Annotated in this window: 19 protein-coding genes; 8 read left to right on the top strand and 11 right to left on the bottom strand. The window is 65.8% G+C overall.

Going from position 1 to position 14,996, the window contains the following annotated elements; all coding sequences use genetic code 11:
• Positions 1-241 precede the first annotated feature (241 nt).
• The 3 genes from EDE12_RS08155 to EDE12_RS08145 form a co-directional block, all read right to left on the bottom strand.
• The gene (locus EDE12_RS08155) at positions 242-814 is read right to left on the bottom strand and encodes a hypothetical protein (RefSeq protein ID WP_134188034.1); all 573 of its coding nucleotides are present in this window, start codon (positions 812-814) and stop codon (positions 242-244) included.
• A 66-nt stretch (positions 815-880) separates the two neighbouring features.
• Positions 881-2,035, bottom strand: coding sequence for an L-lactate dehydrogenase (locus EDE12_RS08150; RefSeq protein WP_026598027.1), 1,155 nt, complete (start codon positions 2,033-2,035; stop codon positions 881-883).
• 28 nt (positions 2,036-2,063) lie between these two features.
• Positions 2,064-2,333, bottom strand: a complete 270-nt coding sequence (locus EDE12_RS08145; protein WP_026598026.1) for a hypothetical protein — start codon at positions 2,331-2,333, stop codon at positions 2,064-2,066.
• 170 nt (positions 2,334-2,503) lie between these two features.
• Here EDE12_RS08145 and EDE12_RS08140 point away from each other — a divergent pair, with 170 nt between their 5' ends.
• Positions 2,504-3,964, top strand: a complete 1,461-nt coding sequence (locus EDE12_RS08140) for a DUF1800 family protein (RefSeq protein WP_134188033.1) — start codon at positions 2,504-2,506, stop codon at positions 3,962-3,964.
• 2 nt (positions 3,965-3,966) lie between these two features.
• Positions 3,967-5,193 (top strand): DUF1501 domain-containing protein, encoded by a 1,227-nt coding sequence (locus tag EDE12_RS08135; protein ID WP_036290441.1) that lies wholly within the window; start codon positions 3,967-3,969, stop codon positions 5,191-5,193.
• 22 nt (positions 5,194-5,215) lie between these two features.
• Here the strand turns inward: EDE12_RS08135 and EDE12_RS08130 are convergent, their stop codons facing one another.
• Positions 5,216-5,650, bottom strand: coding sequence for an iron-sulfur cluster assembly scaffold protein (locus tag EDE12_RS08130; RefSeq protein WP_024879133.1), 435 nt, complete (start codon positions 5,648-5,650; stop codon positions 5,216-5,218).
• A 129-nt stretch (positions 5,651-5,779) separates the two neighbouring features.
• Here EDE12_RS08130 and folE point away from each other — a divergent pair, with 129 nt between their 5' ends.
• The 4 genes from folE to EDE12_RS08110 all read left to right on the top strand — a co-directional run bounded on the left by folE (position 5,780) and on the right by EDE12_RS08110 (position 8,983).
• A complete protein-coding gene (gene folE, locus EDE12_RS08125) occupies positions 5,780-6,409 on the top strand; it encodes a GTP cyclohydrolase I FolE (protein WP_018264614.1) in 630 nt (209 codons plus the stop codon).
• A 21-nt stretch (positions 6,410-6,430) separates the two neighbouring features.
• A complete protein-coding gene (gene hisI, locus EDE12_RS08120) occupies positions 6,431-6,841 on the top strand; it encodes a phosphoribosyl-AMP cyclohydrolase (RefSeq protein ID WP_026598024.1) in 411 nt (136 codons plus the stop codon).
• A gap of 32 nt (positions 6,842-6,873) precedes the next feature.
• Positions 6,874-7,827 (top strand): glutaminase, encoded by a 954-nt coding sequence (locus tag EDE12_RS08115; RefSeq protein ID WP_024879131.1) that lies wholly within the window; start codon positions 6,874-6,876, stop codon positions 7,825-7,827.
• Positions 7,828-7,957: 130 nt separating this feature from the next.
• The gene (locus tag EDE12_RS08110; protein WP_026598023.1) at positions 7,958-8,983 is read left to right on the top strand and encodes a patatin-like phospholipase family protein; all 1,026 of its coding nucleotides are present in this window, start codon (positions 7,958-7,960) and stop codon (positions 8,981-8,983) included.
• A gap of 46 nt (positions 8,984-9,029) precedes the next feature.
• Here the strand turns inward: EDE12_RS08110 and EDE12_RS08105 are convergent, their stop codons facing one another.
• Together EDE12_RS08105 and EDE12_RS08100 are read right to left on the bottom strand one after the other, a co-directional pair.
• The gene (locus EDE12_RS08105; protein WP_026598022.1) at positions 9,030-9,461 is read right to left on the bottom strand and encodes a CBS domain-containing protein; all 432 of its coding nucleotides are present in this window, start codon (positions 9,459-9,461) and stop codon (positions 9,030-9,032) included.
• Between the two features lie 62 nt (positions 9,462-9,523).
• The gene (locus tag EDE12_RS08100) at positions 9,524-10,306 is read right to left on the bottom strand and encodes a rhomboid family intramembrane serine protease (protein WP_036290438.1); all 783 of its coding nucleotides are present in this window, start codon (positions 10,304-10,306) and stop codon (positions 9,524-9,526) included.
• A 161-nt stretch (positions 10,307-10,467) separates the two neighbouring features.
• Between EDE12_RS08100 and EDE12_RS08095 the strand changes: the two genes are divergently transcribed.
• Positions 10,468-11,064 (top strand): PAS domain-containing protein, encoded by a 597-nt coding sequence (locus EDE12_RS08095; RefSeq protein ID WP_024879127.1) that lies wholly within the window; start codon positions 10,468-10,470, stop codon positions 11,062-11,064.
• A gap of 52 nt (positions 11,065-11,116) precedes the next feature.
• On the opposite strand, the gene smbP is transcribed toward EDE12_RS08095, so the two are convergent.
• Both smbP and EDE12_RS08085 read right to left on the bottom strand, forming a co-directional pair.
• A complete protein-coding gene (smbP, locus tag EDE12_RS08090; RefSeq protein ID WP_024879126.1) occupies positions 11,117-11,452 on the bottom strand; it encodes a small metal-binding protein SmbP in 336 nt (111 codons plus the stop codon).
• Between the two features lie 146 nt (positions 11,453-11,598).
• Positions 11,599-11,805 carry a hypothetical protein gene (locus EDE12_RS08085; protein ID WP_024879125.1) on the bottom strand — a complete coding sequence of 69 codons (207 nt, stop codon included), beginning with the start codon at positions 11,803-11,805 and terminating at the stop codon, positions 11,599-11,601.
• A gap of 587 nt (positions 11,806-12,392) precedes the next feature.
• Between EDE12_RS08085 and EDE12_RS08080 the strand changes: the two genes are divergently transcribed.
• Entirely contained in the window at positions 12,393-12,632 is a 240-nt protein-coding gene (locus EDE12_RS08080) for a hypothetical protein (protein ID WP_024879124.1), read from the top strand.
• A gap of 7 nt (positions 12,633-12,639) precedes the next feature.
• Here EDE12_RS08080 and flgI read toward each other — a convergent pair whose 3' ends face one another.
• From flgI to flgG, 3 genes are read right to left on the bottom strand one after another with little or no spacing between them, the layout of a single operon-like run.
• Positions 12,640-13,734 carry a flagellar basal body P-ring protein FlgI gene (gene flgI, locus EDE12_RS08075; RefSeq protein WP_036290264.1) on the bottom strand — a complete coding sequence of 365 codons (1,095 nt, stop codon included), beginning with the start codon at positions 13,732-13,734 and terminating at the stop codon, positions 12,640-12,642.
• Positions 13,734-14,198, bottom strand: coding sequence for a flagellar basal body P-ring formation chaperone FlgA (flgA, locus tag EDE12_RS08070; RefSeq protein WP_024879122.1), 465 nt, complete (start codon positions 14,196-14,198; stop codon positions 13,734-13,736). The genes flgI and flgA overlap by 1 nt, the downstream gene beginning before the upstream one ends.
• Entirely contained in the window at positions 14,195-14,983 is a 789-nt protein-coding gene (gene flgG, locus EDE12_RS08065; RefSeq protein WP_024879121.1) for a flagellar basal-body rod protein FlgG, read from the bottom strand. The genes flgA and flgG overlap by 4 nt, the downstream gene beginning before the upstream one ends.
• Between the last annotated feature and the right edge of the window lie 13 nt (positions 14,984-14,996).

Raw genomic sequence — 14,996 nt, 5'->3', positions numbered from 1 at the left:
CGCGCGCCCCCTGCCCCTCGAGGGGGGAGGTCGATCGCCGAAGGCGAGCGGGAGGGGGTGCTCCCAGAGTCTCGGGCGCTGACCCCACCCCGGACCGCTCCACGGTCCGACCCTCCCCCTAAAGGGGAGGGTGGGCGGCCAGGAATGCGAACACTGGCACCGCAAGCGACGGGAAAGCCGCGAGCCGTATTGCAGAAGCCAGAAGCCGGTCAAGAAAATCCTGCGTCCGCCCGCGGCTAGATTAATACGCCAAACGAGGCGCACATAGCATATCATGGATGCCAACAGCGAATTTCCTAATCAAGGCCTCCCGTGAACTCCAAACAAAAATGATGAGAACATATTGATCATCAACTTGAGACAGCTTGAATCGGCTAGCCTGCATTTGGGCATTTCTGATGTGCTTCTCTGCCAGTTCCTCGTTCGCGATCGCGGTGACCCACACACGCACCTCCGCGCGCGCTTGGACCAATTTCTGAAAATCGCCATCGACGTCACCGCTGCTAGAAACAGAAACGCCCCACTCGCATTCCAGAGCAAGCGGCAGATTTGTCATGAAATAATTTCCATCAACAATCTCATCCTCATACCATATTAGATCGTATAACCACTCGCCACCGATTCCCAATGTACTCATTCCGCCTGCCTGCGATTTAAAATTATTCGTCCTCCCAAGACGAATAAATAACTCCTTGATCGCATGCGTTCGCATTGGTTTCGACAGATCGCGAAGGAAGGTATCGACGTAGGGCCGAGAAAACGTCTCATTCGCGAATTTCTCGACTTCTTCTACGAGACGGCGCTTATCATTCATAACCAACCTCACATAGCCAAACGGTGTATAAAACCCTTGCTGAAGGAAATGTGCAACGCACATCGTCTACGGGGCGCTGCCATCTATTTTCGGAATCAAAATCCCCCTCCCCACGCCCTTCGCCTCCCCCACCCCACACAACATCATCCCCACCCGCAGCTCCGCCGCGAAAATATCCAGCATGTTCTCCACGCCCCCCTGCCCCGCCGCGGCCAGCGCATAGGCGTAGGCGCGGCCTAAAGCCACGCCCTTCGCGCCCAGCGCCAGCAGGCGCAGGACGTCGAGACCGGAGCGGGCGCCGGAATCGGCGAGGAGCAGAAGATCGTCGCCCACCGCATCGGCGATGCGCGGCAGCATGCGGGCGACGGAGGGCGCGCCGTCGAGCTGGCGGCCGCCGTGATTGGAGACGATGATCGCCTCCACGCCGCAGCGCACGGCGTCGCGCGCGTCGGCCTCGTCCAGCACGCCTTTCAGAATGATGCGGCCCGGCCAGCGCGCGCGCACCCAATCCAGCGTGGACCAGTCGAGCGTCGGATCGACATTGGCGGCGATGTCGCGCAGATAATTCTTCTGCTTCATCGCGCCGCCGAGATAGGCCGCGACATTGCCGAGAGCATGCGGCCGGCCCATGAGGCCGACATCATAGGCCCAGGCCGGCTTGGCCAGCGCCTGCGACAGGCGTCGCTGCGGCGCGAATGGCCCGGCCATGCCGGAATGCGCGTCGCGATAGCGCAGCCCCAGCGCCGGCAGATCGACGGTGAAGACGAGATGCTCTATCCCCGCCGCTCGCGCCCGCGCCAGCATATTCTCCATGAAGCCGCGATCTTTCAGCATATAGAGCTGCAGCCAGATCGGCCGCGCGCTCGCCGCGACCACCTCCTCCAGCGGGCAGACGGAAAGAGTGGAGAGAATGAAGGGAACGCCCTTTTTCGCCGCCGCCCGCGCGCCCTGAACCTCGCCCCGCCGCGCGAACATGCCGGACATGCCGATGGGCGCGATCAGCACCGGCAAATCCGCCGCGACGCCGAGCCACTGCGTGGAAAGATCGACGCCGGCGACGCCCTGCATCACGCGCTGGCGCAGAGTGACGCTCTGAAGGTCGGCCATATTGGCGGCGAGCGTGCGCTCGGCGCCGGCGCCGCCGTCTATATAGTCGAACAAAAAGCGCGGCAGGCGCCGCCTTGCGGCCTCGCGATAATCGGCGGCGGAGGAAATAATCATCGCGGGTCCTTCGAGGATTGCGCGGCGCTCATGCGAATTTGCCGATCGCCTTGGCGGAGGCGATTGCGCGGAAAGTGTGGAAATTGGGGCTCGCTCTGGTTTCGCGGCAATAGCGGTCGAAATCCTCGGCGCTGACGTCGATCATGACGACATCCCAGCCGCTCGCGCGCCAATTGGCGATTTCCTTCGCTTGCAGGCGAAGCCATTTGTCGTGCGTGTCGGCCGGATAATTATCGACGCTGTGACGCAAAAGCTCGTGATCGGCCGCAGTGACGCGCGGGAGATAGGTCGTCGGCACGCTCGGCTTCTCCTCCTCGAGAATCGCGCGCCGACTCTTACACCGTAAGAGATGGCGACGCCGCCTCCCGAAAATTATAGGTCGCTCCGCTCGCGGTTCATCCCCTGGTCATCTGCGCGGGGGCATAGAGCGAGCGCCGCTATTTTGCGGCTCACGATCGAGGGGGGAACATGGCCATCGGTCCAGATCCTCGCGGCGCGCTGATCGCTCTCTGCAGATTCGGCCTCGGAGCCAAGCCCGGCGATCTCGCCGCAGCGGCCGCCGATCCGCGCGGTTTTCTCTTGGAAGAGCTGCGCCGGCCCAATGTCGGCCGGCTGGAAAATGCTTCGCTCGCCCCGTCCAATGTCGCCCTGCAGGCGCTGTTCGCCGATCAGCAGGAAAAGCGCATGGAGCGCGAGCGCGCCATGGCCACGGAGGCGACGCGCGTCTCCATGACCGGTCCCGGAGCGGCGATGGCCGCGCCCGGCCCCGCCGCGCCGCCGCAAGGCGCCGACGGCAAGCCCAAGCCGCAAGAGCCGCCTGTCGAGCAGAAATTGTTTCGCGCCGAGGCGATGGCGCGTTTCGAGAAACAGGCGAGCGCGCCGGCCGGCTTCGTCGAGCGTCTCGTCGCTTTCTGGTCCAATCATTTCGCCGTTTCGGTCGCCAAGGGACAAATCCTCCGCGTCGCCGCCGGCCCCTTCGAGCGCGAGGCGATCCGGCCGTATGCGCTCGGCCGCTTCGCCGATCTGCTGGCGGCGGTCGAGAGCCATCCGGCCATGCTCTACTATCTCGACAATCAGCGCTCCATCGGGCCGGGCTCGGCGGCGGGGCGCTTCGCCGGCAAGGGCCTCAATGAAAATCTCGCGCGCGAGATCCTCGAGCTGCATACGCTCGGCGTCGGCGGCGGCTATTCGCAGGCCGATGTGACAGCGCTGGCGCGCATCATCACCGGTTGGAGCTTCGCGGAAGCCGAGAGCGAGATCGGCGAGCCGGGCGGCTTCGTGTTCAAGGCCAATTGGCACGAGCCGGGCGCGCCCGCTCTGCTCGGCAAGGACTATCCGCAAACGGGACGCGAGCAAGGCGCGGCGGCGCTCGCCGACATCGCCCGCCATCCGGCGACGGCGACGCATATAGCGACCAAGCTCGCGCGGCATTTCATCGCCGACGCGCCGCCGAAGCCGATCGTCGAGACGCTGGCGAAAACCTTCCGCGACACGGAGGGCGATCTCTCCGCCGTGGCGGAGGCGCTGATCGCGAGCGATCTCGCCTGGAGCGAGCCTCTCGCGAAAATCCGCACGCCGGACGAATATCTCATGGCGGTGGCGCGGGCGACGGGCGTCCTGCCCAATGATCCCGGCCAATATCTCAACATGCTGAACGCCATGGGCATGCCCTTGTGGCAGCCGCCCGGCCCCAATGGCTATCCCGACAGTCTCGACGCTTGGGCCTCGCCCGAGGCGATGAAGCTGCGCCTCGACGTCGCCTGGCAGATGGCGCAGAGGCTGAAGGACATCGGCCATCCGCTGAGCGTGCTCGACACCGCCGCCGGCCTCGCCGCCTCCCGCGAGACGCGGGAAGCGGCGTCGCGCGCGGAATCGCGCCCGCAGGCGCTCGCAATTCTCTTCATGTCCCCCGAATTTCAACGGAGGTGACGATGCGCATTCCCTCTTCCTCCACTCTCTCGCGCCGCCGCCTCCTCGCGCTCGGCGGCGTCTCTCTCGCATTGGCGCATTTTCCGAAAGCGGCGAGCGCCGCGGCGGCGCGCGATCCACGCCTCGTCGTCATCGTGCTGCGCGGCGCGCTGGACGGACTCTCGGCCGTCGCGCCGATCGGCGATCCCGATTACGCGGCGCTGCGCGGGTCGCTCGCTCTCTCGCCGATCGGCGACAAGCCCGCTCTGCCGCTCGACGGATTTTTCGCGCTCAATCCCGCAATGCCGGTCTTCGCGCGTCTGTATAAGGAAGGAAAAGCGAGCGTCGTTCATGCGGTGGCGACGAGCTATCGCGAGCGCTCGCATTTCGACGGGCAGGATGTGCTGGAGAGCGGCTTCGCCGGCCCGGGGCACACCGAATCCGGCTGGCTCAATCGCGCCGTCTTCGCGCTGCAATCCTCGGAGCCGGCGCGGCGTCGCGGGCTCGGCGTCGGCGCGGCGCCGCCGCTTGTGATGCGCGGGCCGGCGCCGGCGCTCGGCTGGGCGCCGCAAGTGCTGCCGCCGGCTGGCGAAGACCTCGCTCAGCGCGTGCTCGATCTCTACACGCATAGCGATCCGACGCTCGCCGCCGCGCTGCGGGCCGGATTGGACGCCGATAGAATCGCGACCTCGGGCGGGCTCACCGGCGATATGGCCAAGTCGCGCGGCGGCATGGACCAGCCCAATGGCATGCGTCAGGCCGCCATGGGCGCGGCGCGGCTGCTGGCGACGCCGGACGGACCGCGCGTCGCCGCCCTCGCCTTCGACGGCTGGGACACGCACGCCAATGAGAACGGCCTGCTGGCGACGCGCCTTACGGGCCTCGACGGCGCGCTGGAGGAATTCGAGAAAGGCCTCGGCGAGGCCTGGAAGGACACCGCCGTCGTCGCCATCACCGAATTCGGCCGCACGGCGCGCGTCAATGGCACTGGCGGAACCGATCATGGGACGGCGAGCGTCGCATTTCTGGCCGGCGGCGCGGTGAAAGGCGCGCGCGTCATCGCCGACTGGCCCGGATTGAAGACGAGCCGTCTCTTTCAGGAGCGAGATCTCGCCCCGACCCATGATTTGCGCGCCGTGCTGAAGGGCCTTTTGACCGAGCAATTCGGCCTCACGGCGCAAGCGCTGGCGGAGAAGGCTTTTCCCGACTCCGCCGGCGTCGCGCCCATGCAGGGCCTCATCGCCGGATGAGAGGAGCGCCGAAGCGCCCCTCTCAGCCCTGTCGTTTCTCGATCTGCCCGATCGCGTCCACGACGGCGTCGAAGGTCAGGAGCGTCGAGGCGTGACGCGATTTGAAATCGCGCACCGGCTCCAGAATGGCGATTTCCTCCCATTTTCCATCGGGGGGAGCGCCATTCTCCTTCAACATTTTGCGGACGGTCTCGCGCAGGGCGCGCAATTCTTGCGGCGTGGAGCCGACAATATGGCGCGCCATGATCGAGGAGGCCGCCTGGCCGAGAGCGCAGGCTTTGACCTCATGTGCGAAATCCGCCACTTTTCCATCCGATAGGGTGAGATCGATCGTGACGGTCGATCCGCACAGCTTGGAATGGGCGGTGGCGCTTGCATCTGGAGCTTTGAGACGACCGACGCGCGGTATCTGCGCGGCGAGCTCCAGTATGCGCTGGTTGTACACTTGATCGAGCATTGTGGCCGATAAGTTGCTAGCGGGGGGTTACGTGGAATCCTTCCACTGAGTATATAATTCCGCAGGCCGCGTTGAAAGCGGCCGTCTTCCCCGAAGTGGTCGGGCCAATCGTCTATCTGGAGGCGCCACATGGATGCCGTGGTTAAGTCCTTGCTCGACCGTAACGAGACGGCCGAGACTCCCGTCGAGCGCCCGACCCGCGAGGAAGCGGAGGCGGCAGTGCGCGTGCTGCTGCGCTGGGCGGGCGACAATCCCGAAAGGGAGGGTCTCAAGGAGACGCCCCGCCGCGTCGTGAAGGCCTATGAGGAGTTCTTCCGCGGCTATCAGGAGGACGCCGGCGAGGAGCTGGCCCGCGTCTTCGAGGAGGTCGAGGGCTATGACGACCTCGTGCTGGTCCGCGACATACCGTTTTTCTCGCATTGCGAGCATCACGTCGTTCCTTTTGTCGGAAAAGCGCATATCGCCTATTATCCGACCGGCGGCGTTGTCGGCCTCTCCAAGCTGGCGCGGCTCGTCGACGTCTACGCCCGCAGGTTGCAGACGCAGGAAGCGATGACGGCGCAGATCGCCACCGCGATCAACCAGCATCTGACGCCGCGCGGCGTCGCCGTGCTGGTGGAGGCGGAGCATATGTGCATGTCCATGCGCGGCGTGATGAAGCAGGGCTCCTCCACGGTGACGGTGCAGTTCTCGGGCGTGTTCCGCGACGATCCGGCCGAGCAGGTGCATTTCTACACGCTGCTCCGCGGCGCCCGCTGACCGCTTCCCAGGGGAAATCCAATGTCCGCTCTGCCGCCGGCCGAGGCTCATGCGCTCGAGGAAGGGCTCGCCCTCGCGCCGCGCTATGACGCCCAGGGGCTCATCGTCTGCGTCACCGTCGAGGCGGCGACGAATGAGGTGCTGATGGTCGCCTATATGAACGCTCTGGCGCTCGAGAAGACGCTGGAGACGGGCGTCGCGCATTATTGGTCGCGCTCCCGGCAGAGCCTGTGGCGCAAGGGCGACACCTCCGGCCAGGTGCAGAAAGTGGTGTCGCTGAAGGTCGATTGCGACCAGGACGCGCTGCTGCTCGCCGTCGAGCCCGGCGGCGACGGCAAGGCCTGCCATACGGGCCGCAAATCCTGCTTCTATCGCCATGTCGAGAATTTGGGCGAGAGCGGCGCCGCTCCCCGCCTCGTTCTCGAGAGCTAAAAGCCGCGACGTCGCGCTCTGGTGAGGCATAAGTGACCGAGCTCGAAACAGCCGTGCAGGAGATCGCCGCCGAAATGGCGGCGCGGCCGGACCGCGGCGAGGTCGCGAGCTATATTCCCGAGCTCGCGGGCGTCGATCCCGGCGCTTTCGGCATGGTGGCGATCGACGCCGAAGGCCGCGTCGCCGCTGGCGGCGACGCCGATCTGCCCTTCTCGATCCAGAGCATATCGAAAGTCTTCACGCTGACGCTGGCGCTCGGCATGGTGGGCGATCTTCTCTGGCGGCGCGTCGGCCGCGAGCCCTCCGGCAATCCGTTCAACTCGATCGTGCAGCTGGAGCGCGAGCGCGGCGTGCCGCGCAATCCCTTCATCAACGCCGGCGCCATAGCGGTGACGGATGTGATCTTGTCCGGCCATCAGCCGCGCGAGGCTCTGGGCGAGATTTTGCGCTTTCTGCAGTTTTTGGCCCAGGACGATACGATCTATGTCGACCGGGCCGTGGCGGAATCGGAGAAACGCACCGGCTTTCGCAATATCGCGCTCGCCAATTATATGAAATCCTTCGGCGTGATCGCCAATCCGGTGGATTTCACGCTCGGCGTCTATTTCCACCATTGCGCGATCGCCATGACCTGCCGGCAGCTGGCGATGGCGGGGCGCTATCTCGCCCATTCGGGCCGTGTTCCCTCTACCGGATCGCCCTCGACCGGATCGTCGGTGGTCTCGCCCGAGCGCGCCCGCCGCATCAACGCGCTGATGCTGACCTGCGGCCATTATGACGGCTCCGGCGAATTCGCCTATCGCGTCGGCCTGCCCGGCAAGAGCGGCGTCGGCGGCGGCATTCTGGCCGTCGCGCCCGGCAAGGCGTCCATCGCGGTCTGGTCGCCGGGCCTCGACGCCAATGGCAATTCCCATCTCGGCCGCATCGCGCTGGAGAAGCTCGCGCGGCGCATGGGCTGGTCGATCTTCGGAACCGAGCCGGCCTGAGCCGAAGCCGCGATCCGGCCCCTCACCGCTGCGGCGGCGCCGTTAACCGCCCCGCTACTTTCAGCGCGCAGCCTTCCGCCCAATATAAGAAAGATCAAGACGGGCGGAGACGGCAGGCAGGAGAGGCGCGATGACGGCCTTTTTTCGCAATCCCTTCGACAGATGGGCGCCGGATGGCGGCGGCGGGGTCGATGCGCCGCCCATTGCGCGCGAGCCCGCTCCGCCTATTGCACGGCCCAAGATCGGCCTGGCGCTCGGCGCCGGCGCGGCGCGCGGCTGGTCGCATATCGGCGTGCTGCGCGAATTGGCGGCGCATGGGATCGTGCCCGATGTGGTCGCCGGCACCTCCATCGGCGCCGTGGTCGGCAGCTGCTACGCCGCCGGCAAGCTGGACGCCGTGGAAGCCTTCGCGCGCTCGATGACCAAAAGGCGCGTCTTCACCTTCATGGACCTGTCCTTCTCCGGCATGAGCCTCATCGGCGGCGAGCGGCTGCGCGCGGCGCTCGAGAAAGAGCTGACCGACCTCACGATCGAGGATCTGCCGGTCCGCTTCGCCGCCGTCGCCACCGAAGTCGGCACGGGACACGAGGTCTGGCTGAAGCGCGGAGCGCTGGCGCCGGCCGTGCGCGCCTCCTACGCTCTGCCCGGCATTTTCGAGCCCGTGCGCATCGGCGACCGTTGGCTCTTCGACGGCGCGCTCGTCAATCCGATTCCGATCACCGTCTGCCGGGCGCTGGGCGCCGATTTCGTGATAGCGGTGAACGTCACGGCCGATACGATGTATCGCTCCCATGTGATCCACGATCATCACGCCCATGCCGGCGGCGGCCGCGCGAAAGAAAGCGCGCCCTTCGCCGACGCCTCGGAGCCCGGCCTCGCGGCGCATCTGCTGCCGCGCTATTTCCAACGCCGCCCCGGCGCCGCGCCCAATGTCGCGGCCTCGATGATCGACGCCTTCAACATCATCCAGGATCGCATATTGCGCTCGCGCATGGCCGGCGATCCGCCCGACGCGACCATCCACGCCCGCCATGAGGATGTCGGCATGTTCGACTTCCACCGCGCCGAGGAATTGATCGAGCTCGGCCATGAGGCGACCAAGCGCTCGCTGCCCAACATCTTCGCCCACATACCGCTCATCGGCGCGACGCCGTGAGCCGCTGACAAGCGGCTCCGGCGTCACCCTCGCGGAGCGGCGGCTCTCAGGCGGTCGCTATATAAGCGCGAAGCTCCTGGCGCTCGGACTCGATCTCGTCGATCCGACATTTGACGACGTCGCCGATCGAGACGAGGCCGGCGAGACGCCCGTCGCGCAGAACCGGCAGATGACGGCGGCGCTCCACCGTCATCGCCTCCATCGTCGCTTCCAGCGAATGATCCTCGGCGATCGACATGGGATCGGCGGTCATGAAGCGCGCGACCTCGTCGCGGAGCGCCTCGACGCCGCCGCGCGCAATGGCGCCGACGATGTCGCGCTCGGTGATGAGGCCGACGACCTCGTCATTGGCGTCGACCACGACGAGCGCGCCAATGCCGCGGCGGGTCAGCTCCTCCGCCACTTGCAGCAATGTCCGTCCAGGCGCGATGGTGACGACCTCGGCCCCCTTGCGGGCGAGTATGCGGGCGACATTCATATGAAATCCCTCCCCTCTCGCTAGTTTATCTATCGCTCTCGACTTGCCGCTAGTTGTTGCGGTTACTCACGGCCTCCCTCGCGCCGACGGTCGAAGGCGCCGAAAAGGAGAAGCCCCGCCACAAAGCCTCCGACATGCGCCTCCCAGGCGATCTGCTCCGTCGACCCCGCCGCGCCGGGAAATAGACCGAAGATCAGATTGGCCGCGAACCAGAGACCGACGAAGGCGAGCGCGCGCCGGTTGGACCAGAGCTCGGCGAGGCTCGACGCGCGCCGCGACGCATAGGGCGCCCCGATCCGCGAATCCTGGGCGAAAGCGAAACGCGCGCTCGCCGCCATGGTTCCCGATATGGCCGCCGAGGCGCCGACGACCGGGCCGAGATCGAAAGGATGGATCGCAAAATGCGCCGCCGCGCCCGCCGCCGCCGTCAGCGCCAGAAAGGCGAGGAAGCGCGCCGCGCCGAAACGGCGGGCCAGCGGCGAGCCGAAGGCCGCGAGCGTCACGCCATTGACGGCGAGATGCGTCCAATTGGCGTGCAGCAGCGCATAGGTGACGAAGGTCCACCAGGGCAGGCGCTCCGCGCCCAGAGCCTCGGCGATATCGCCGGCCTCGACGCCCGGAGCGAGCTGCCCCGCAATGGAGCGCATGAAGGCGTCCGGCGCCAAAACGATCGAGATTCGTCCCGGAACGAAAGCCAGCGCGGAGAAGATCTCGGAGACCGTCGCGCCGGGCAGAGCGCCGAGCGCGAATTGGATCGCCGCCAGCGCGGCGAGCAGCGCCGTGACCTCGCCGGGCAGATTGAGGATTTTCTCCCTCTGTGGCCTCGCCTCGAAACGATCGTTCATCTCAGCGCCGTCCTTCAGGCTCGCCGGAGCCATTGCGCGTGGTTACCGATTTCTTGCCGCTGGCATGCGGTCTGCTCTTCAGCTCTCGCCGCTCGGGGGCGGGCGGCAGGGCGCGCCGATTCGACGCAAAGTCCTTCACGATACGCCGTTTTGGAAACAAAATGAGACACAAGGTCAACCAGCAACTCTACGCCTATTGGAGCCGCTTGAAAGGGGCGCGATCGGCGCCCGAGCGGTCCGAGATCGACCCGGCGGAAATTCGCGAGGCGCTGCCCGATTCCTTCATCATCGAGATCGACGAAGCGGGCCGCTTTCCGATCCGCCTCTGCGGCACACGGCTGAACGCGCTCTGGCTCGACGAGCAGAAGGGGAAGTCCTTTCTCGATCTGTGGTCCCCCGAGGACCGCCGCACGCTCGCCTCGGTCATGCTGACCGTCATCGACGGCGTGGCTCCGGTTGTCGCTGGAGTCGAGGGACGCGCCGGCGACGAGGGCGACGTCTTGGAGCTCGAGCTGCTGCTGCTGCCGTTGCGTCATTTCGGCAAGACGCATTCCCGGGTTCTCGGCGCCATCGCGCCCGCGCGCCGTCCGCGCTGGCTCGGCGTCGCGCCCGCCAATCCGCTGCGGCTGACGTCTTTTCGCGTGATCGCGCCGAGCGAGGCGCATTTTCGTCTGTCGGAGCCGGTCGGTCGCCGCGTGGTGCGTCCCGCCGCGTCGGGACGGCCGGAGCTGGTGCTCTATCGGGGCGGAAAGGCATGAAAAATCAGCAGCGCGCCCCCGAAGAGGGGGCGCGCCGACCAGGGGCGAGAAATTACTTCGCGACCTGCTTGAGCTCCGCATCGGCGGCCTTCACATGCTCGGCGGCCTGAGCGAGATGGTTCTGGCGGGCCTCGTCGATGGTGGCCTTCAGATGGTCGATCGCAGCGGCGAGATGCGCGTCGGGCTTGAACTTCTGCAGCGACTCGGCCTTCTCCAGCGCGAGATCGGCATGATAGGCGAGAAGCCCGGTATCCTTCAGCTTGATCTGAGTGATCGCTTCCTCGACGTGGGTGGACGCCCGGTCGAGCCGGTCATCGGCGCGGGCCATTGTCGAGGCGAAAAGCGCGCCGCCGAAAGCGAGCGTGAGAGCGGCGGTTTTGAGCTTCATGGTCGTTTCCTCATGATCCGGCGGCGCGCGCATCGTCACTGAACGTATCGATTTATCGCGGCCGCCGATGATCGTGTCCTGCATTTAAATGCAAATGGGGGCGCCTTGCTAGCCCATCAGTAGGATTTTCCGCCGCCCCTCGCCGCTCACCAGAATTTCAACGCGGCGAGCAGACCTTTTTGCGTGACCTGGCGATCCTGCTCCTTGAGCTCGAGGAAGATCTGCCGCGCGCTCGCCCGCAGATCCAGCAGCTGCTCGTCCGAAACCTCGAAATCGACCGAAGCCGCCCGCAATTCGCGGCGCGCCGAATCGAGCTTTTCCTGCAACAGAGCGATCAGGGAATTCTTTGCCATTTTCTTGCTCTCTCACTCGCTTGGGCGAGCCTGAGAGCGGGAGCGAAAACAACGCTCGAATTCCCTTTGCGGGCCTCAATCAGATTCGCCGGTCGGGCCTGCATCCGAGGCCCCTCGGTTCTTTCGAACGCTCACGCTCGAGCGTCATGGCGATTATCTTTGAAGTTTCGCCGATCCGCAATCCGGCCGCAGAGCCCTTCGAAAGCTACGCGGCGGCCACTCGGCGACGCCACGTCGCTAGCGTATGATTATTGCACAATCGATTGAATCTATTAGGTGATCTAGGCGCAGCGCTGCGCAAATCCCCCAATGGCGAAGCGGCGACGCATCGATAGATTCGCTCTCGACGATTCAACGCGTTGCGTCGCGACTGTCGCGTTCTCGCCTATTCCCGACCAGGACCTCCCATGACATTCGCTCGCTGCGGCCTCGCCGCCGCGGCCGGGCTATTTCAGGCCCATGGCCTCGGGAAAGCGCAACAACGGTCACACGCGCGAGCGCGACCTCCCGCTGACGCCCTCCTAGCCGGCCATCAACGCGCGCATTGACGCCCCTACCGCGGGACGGGCTCCGCGCCCAAATGAGGCGTGGCGGCCGATCGCATAGCGGAGGAGAATATGGGCGATCAGATCGAGCTTTCGCTCACGCTCGAGCGCATCGACGCAGCGACGCTGCTCGAGAGCCTCGAGCGTCAGCTAGAGGCTCTGCAGAAGATCGAGCACACAGATGGCGCCGAGCTCTATTCCGCGGCGCAACGTGAGAAGAGCGCCATCATCCCAGTCATAATGGCGCTGGAGAGCGCCTTGCGCGCGAGCCGCCCGCACTGAGCCTCCATCACTGAATGATGAGGTCCGCCTGCAAGGCGCCGGCCGTCTTGATCGCCTGCAGGATCGAGATGATCCCTGTCGGCTTCAGCCCGATCTGATTGAGCCCGCGCACCAGCGTGCGCAATGTCGGCCCTTCCAGCGTGGCGACGCCGCCGACCTCCTCGGTCGCAGTGATGCGCGTCTGGGTGGTCACAGTCGTCCTGCCATTGGAGAAAGGCGCCGGCTGCGAGACTTCCGGCGTCTCGTTGATGCGCACGGTGAGGCCGCCATGCGTCAATGCGACGGGCGAGATCTTCACATCCTGGCCGATCACCACAGTGCCGGTGCGCTCGTCTATGACGACGCGCGCAGGCGTGCTCGGCTCGACGCGCAATTCGCCGATCTCGGCAAGCAGGCGCGTCGCGCCGCCGCGCGTCGTCGTCAGCGCGATGGTGCGATTGTCGCGCTCGCGCGCGATGCGCTGATGATATTTCGCCTGCGAGTAGCGGTTGATCGCATCGACGATTTGCACCGCCGTCTGGAAATCCGGATTGCGCAGCTCCAGCATCAGCGCGCCATCCTCGCCGGAGGGACGCGGCGCCTCACGCTCGATCGTCGCGCCATTGGGCACGCGCCCCACAGTCGCGACGCCATGCGTCAACGTCTCGTTCTGGCCGCCGACGGCGAAGCCCGAGACCGCGATCGGCCCTTGCGCAATCGCATAGACATTGCCGTCTATGCCGGTGAGCGAGGTGAGCAGCAGCGTCCCGCCCATCAATGACGTCGCGTCGCCCATTGCGGAAACGGTGATGTCGATCGTCGAGCCCCAGCCGACGAAGGGCGGCAGCGCCGCCGTCACCATCACCGCGGCGAGATTGCGCGTGCGCAGCGAGCTGTTGCGCACATTGACTCCGAGGCGATCCAGCATGGAGGAAACGGATTGCTCGGTGAAAGGCGCATTGCGCAGCGTGTCGCCCGTGCCTTGCAGGCCGACGACGAGGCCATAGCCGAGCAGCTGATATTCCCGCACGCCGCGCGGAAAGGTGATGTCCTTGAGCCGCACCGAAGCGAGCGCCGGCGCGCTCATCAGCACGAGCAGAGCGATCGCGACGAGCCTGCGCATCAGCCCTCGCTCACGCGGATGGAGCCATCCGCCTGCACGCGGCCGGTGACGACGAGCCCGCTGTCCTGATTGCGCACGCGGATGAGATCGCCGACGGAGCCGGCCTGCAGAGCCGAGCCGTAAGCGATGATGACCATGCCGCCTTCATTGAAGACGATCTTCACCGACGCATTTATTGTGACGACCTTGGGCGCATCGACGGCGATCGTCGGAACCGGACGGTCCGGCAGCAGCGTGCGCCGCGCGACCTTGCCGATGAGCGCGCCTTTGGTCTCCGCGACCGAGCCATCGGCGCCGCCGCCGAAGCCGAAGGCGCGCTCGCCGAGCATGGATTCACGAATGACGTCGCCGGGATAGATGACGCCCAGCGGCACGGGGAGCATGCGCTCCTCCGCGCCGAGCGGCGAGAGGCCGCAGGCGACCGCGGCCAGCACGAGAACGACGAGCCGCGGCGGCCGCATCATCTGATTCCCTTCGAGACAGTGCCTTCCATCTCGTCCACCGCTTGGATCACCTTGGAGCTGAGCTCGAAGGCGCGCTGCGCGGAGATGAGATTGACGAGCTCCTTGACCGGATCGACATTCGAGCTCTCGAGATAATATTGGCTGATCGTGCCGAAGCCAGGATCGCCCGGCACGCCGACGACCGGCGCGCCGGAGGCGACCGTCTGGCGGAAGAGATTGCCGCCCAACGCCTCGAGGCCCGATTCATTGGCGAAATTGGCGATCGTCAATTGGCCGAGCTGCTGCGGAGTCGTCTGCCCGCCGATGGTCGCCGAGACAATGCCCGATTGATTGACGGTGATCGCGGTGGCGTTATTGGGAATGACGATGGTCGGCGTCACCAGATAGCCGTCGCCCGTCACCAATTGTCCATTGGCGTTGGTGCTGAACGAGCCGGCGCGGGTATACACAGTCTCGCTGTCGGCGCCGACGATCTGGAACCAGCCGCGGCCTTGCAGCGCGAGATCGAGCTGATTGCCCGTCTGCGACAGCGAGCCTTGCGTCTGCAGGCTGCGGATCGCCGCGAGGCGCACGCCGAGGCCGGTCTGCGAGCCTTCCGGAATCGTCGCGTCACGGCCGCGGTTGGACACGCCTTGAAGCCGGTCCGCCTGATAGAGCAGATCGGTGAATTCCGCGCGGGAGCGCTTGAACGCGGTCGTGTTGATATTGGCGATATTGTTGGAGAGAACTTCGATATTCTGCTGCTGGGCGTTCATGCCCGTGGCCGCGATGGCGAGCGCTCGCATGGTTCTACCGATC

This window comes from Methylosinus sp. sav-2, assembly GCF_004366495.1.
GTDB lineage: Bacteria > Pseudomonadota > Alphaproteobacteria > Rhizobiales > Beijerinckiaceae > Methylosinus.
This window is presented reverse-complemented; position numbering and strand designations above follow the sequence as displayed.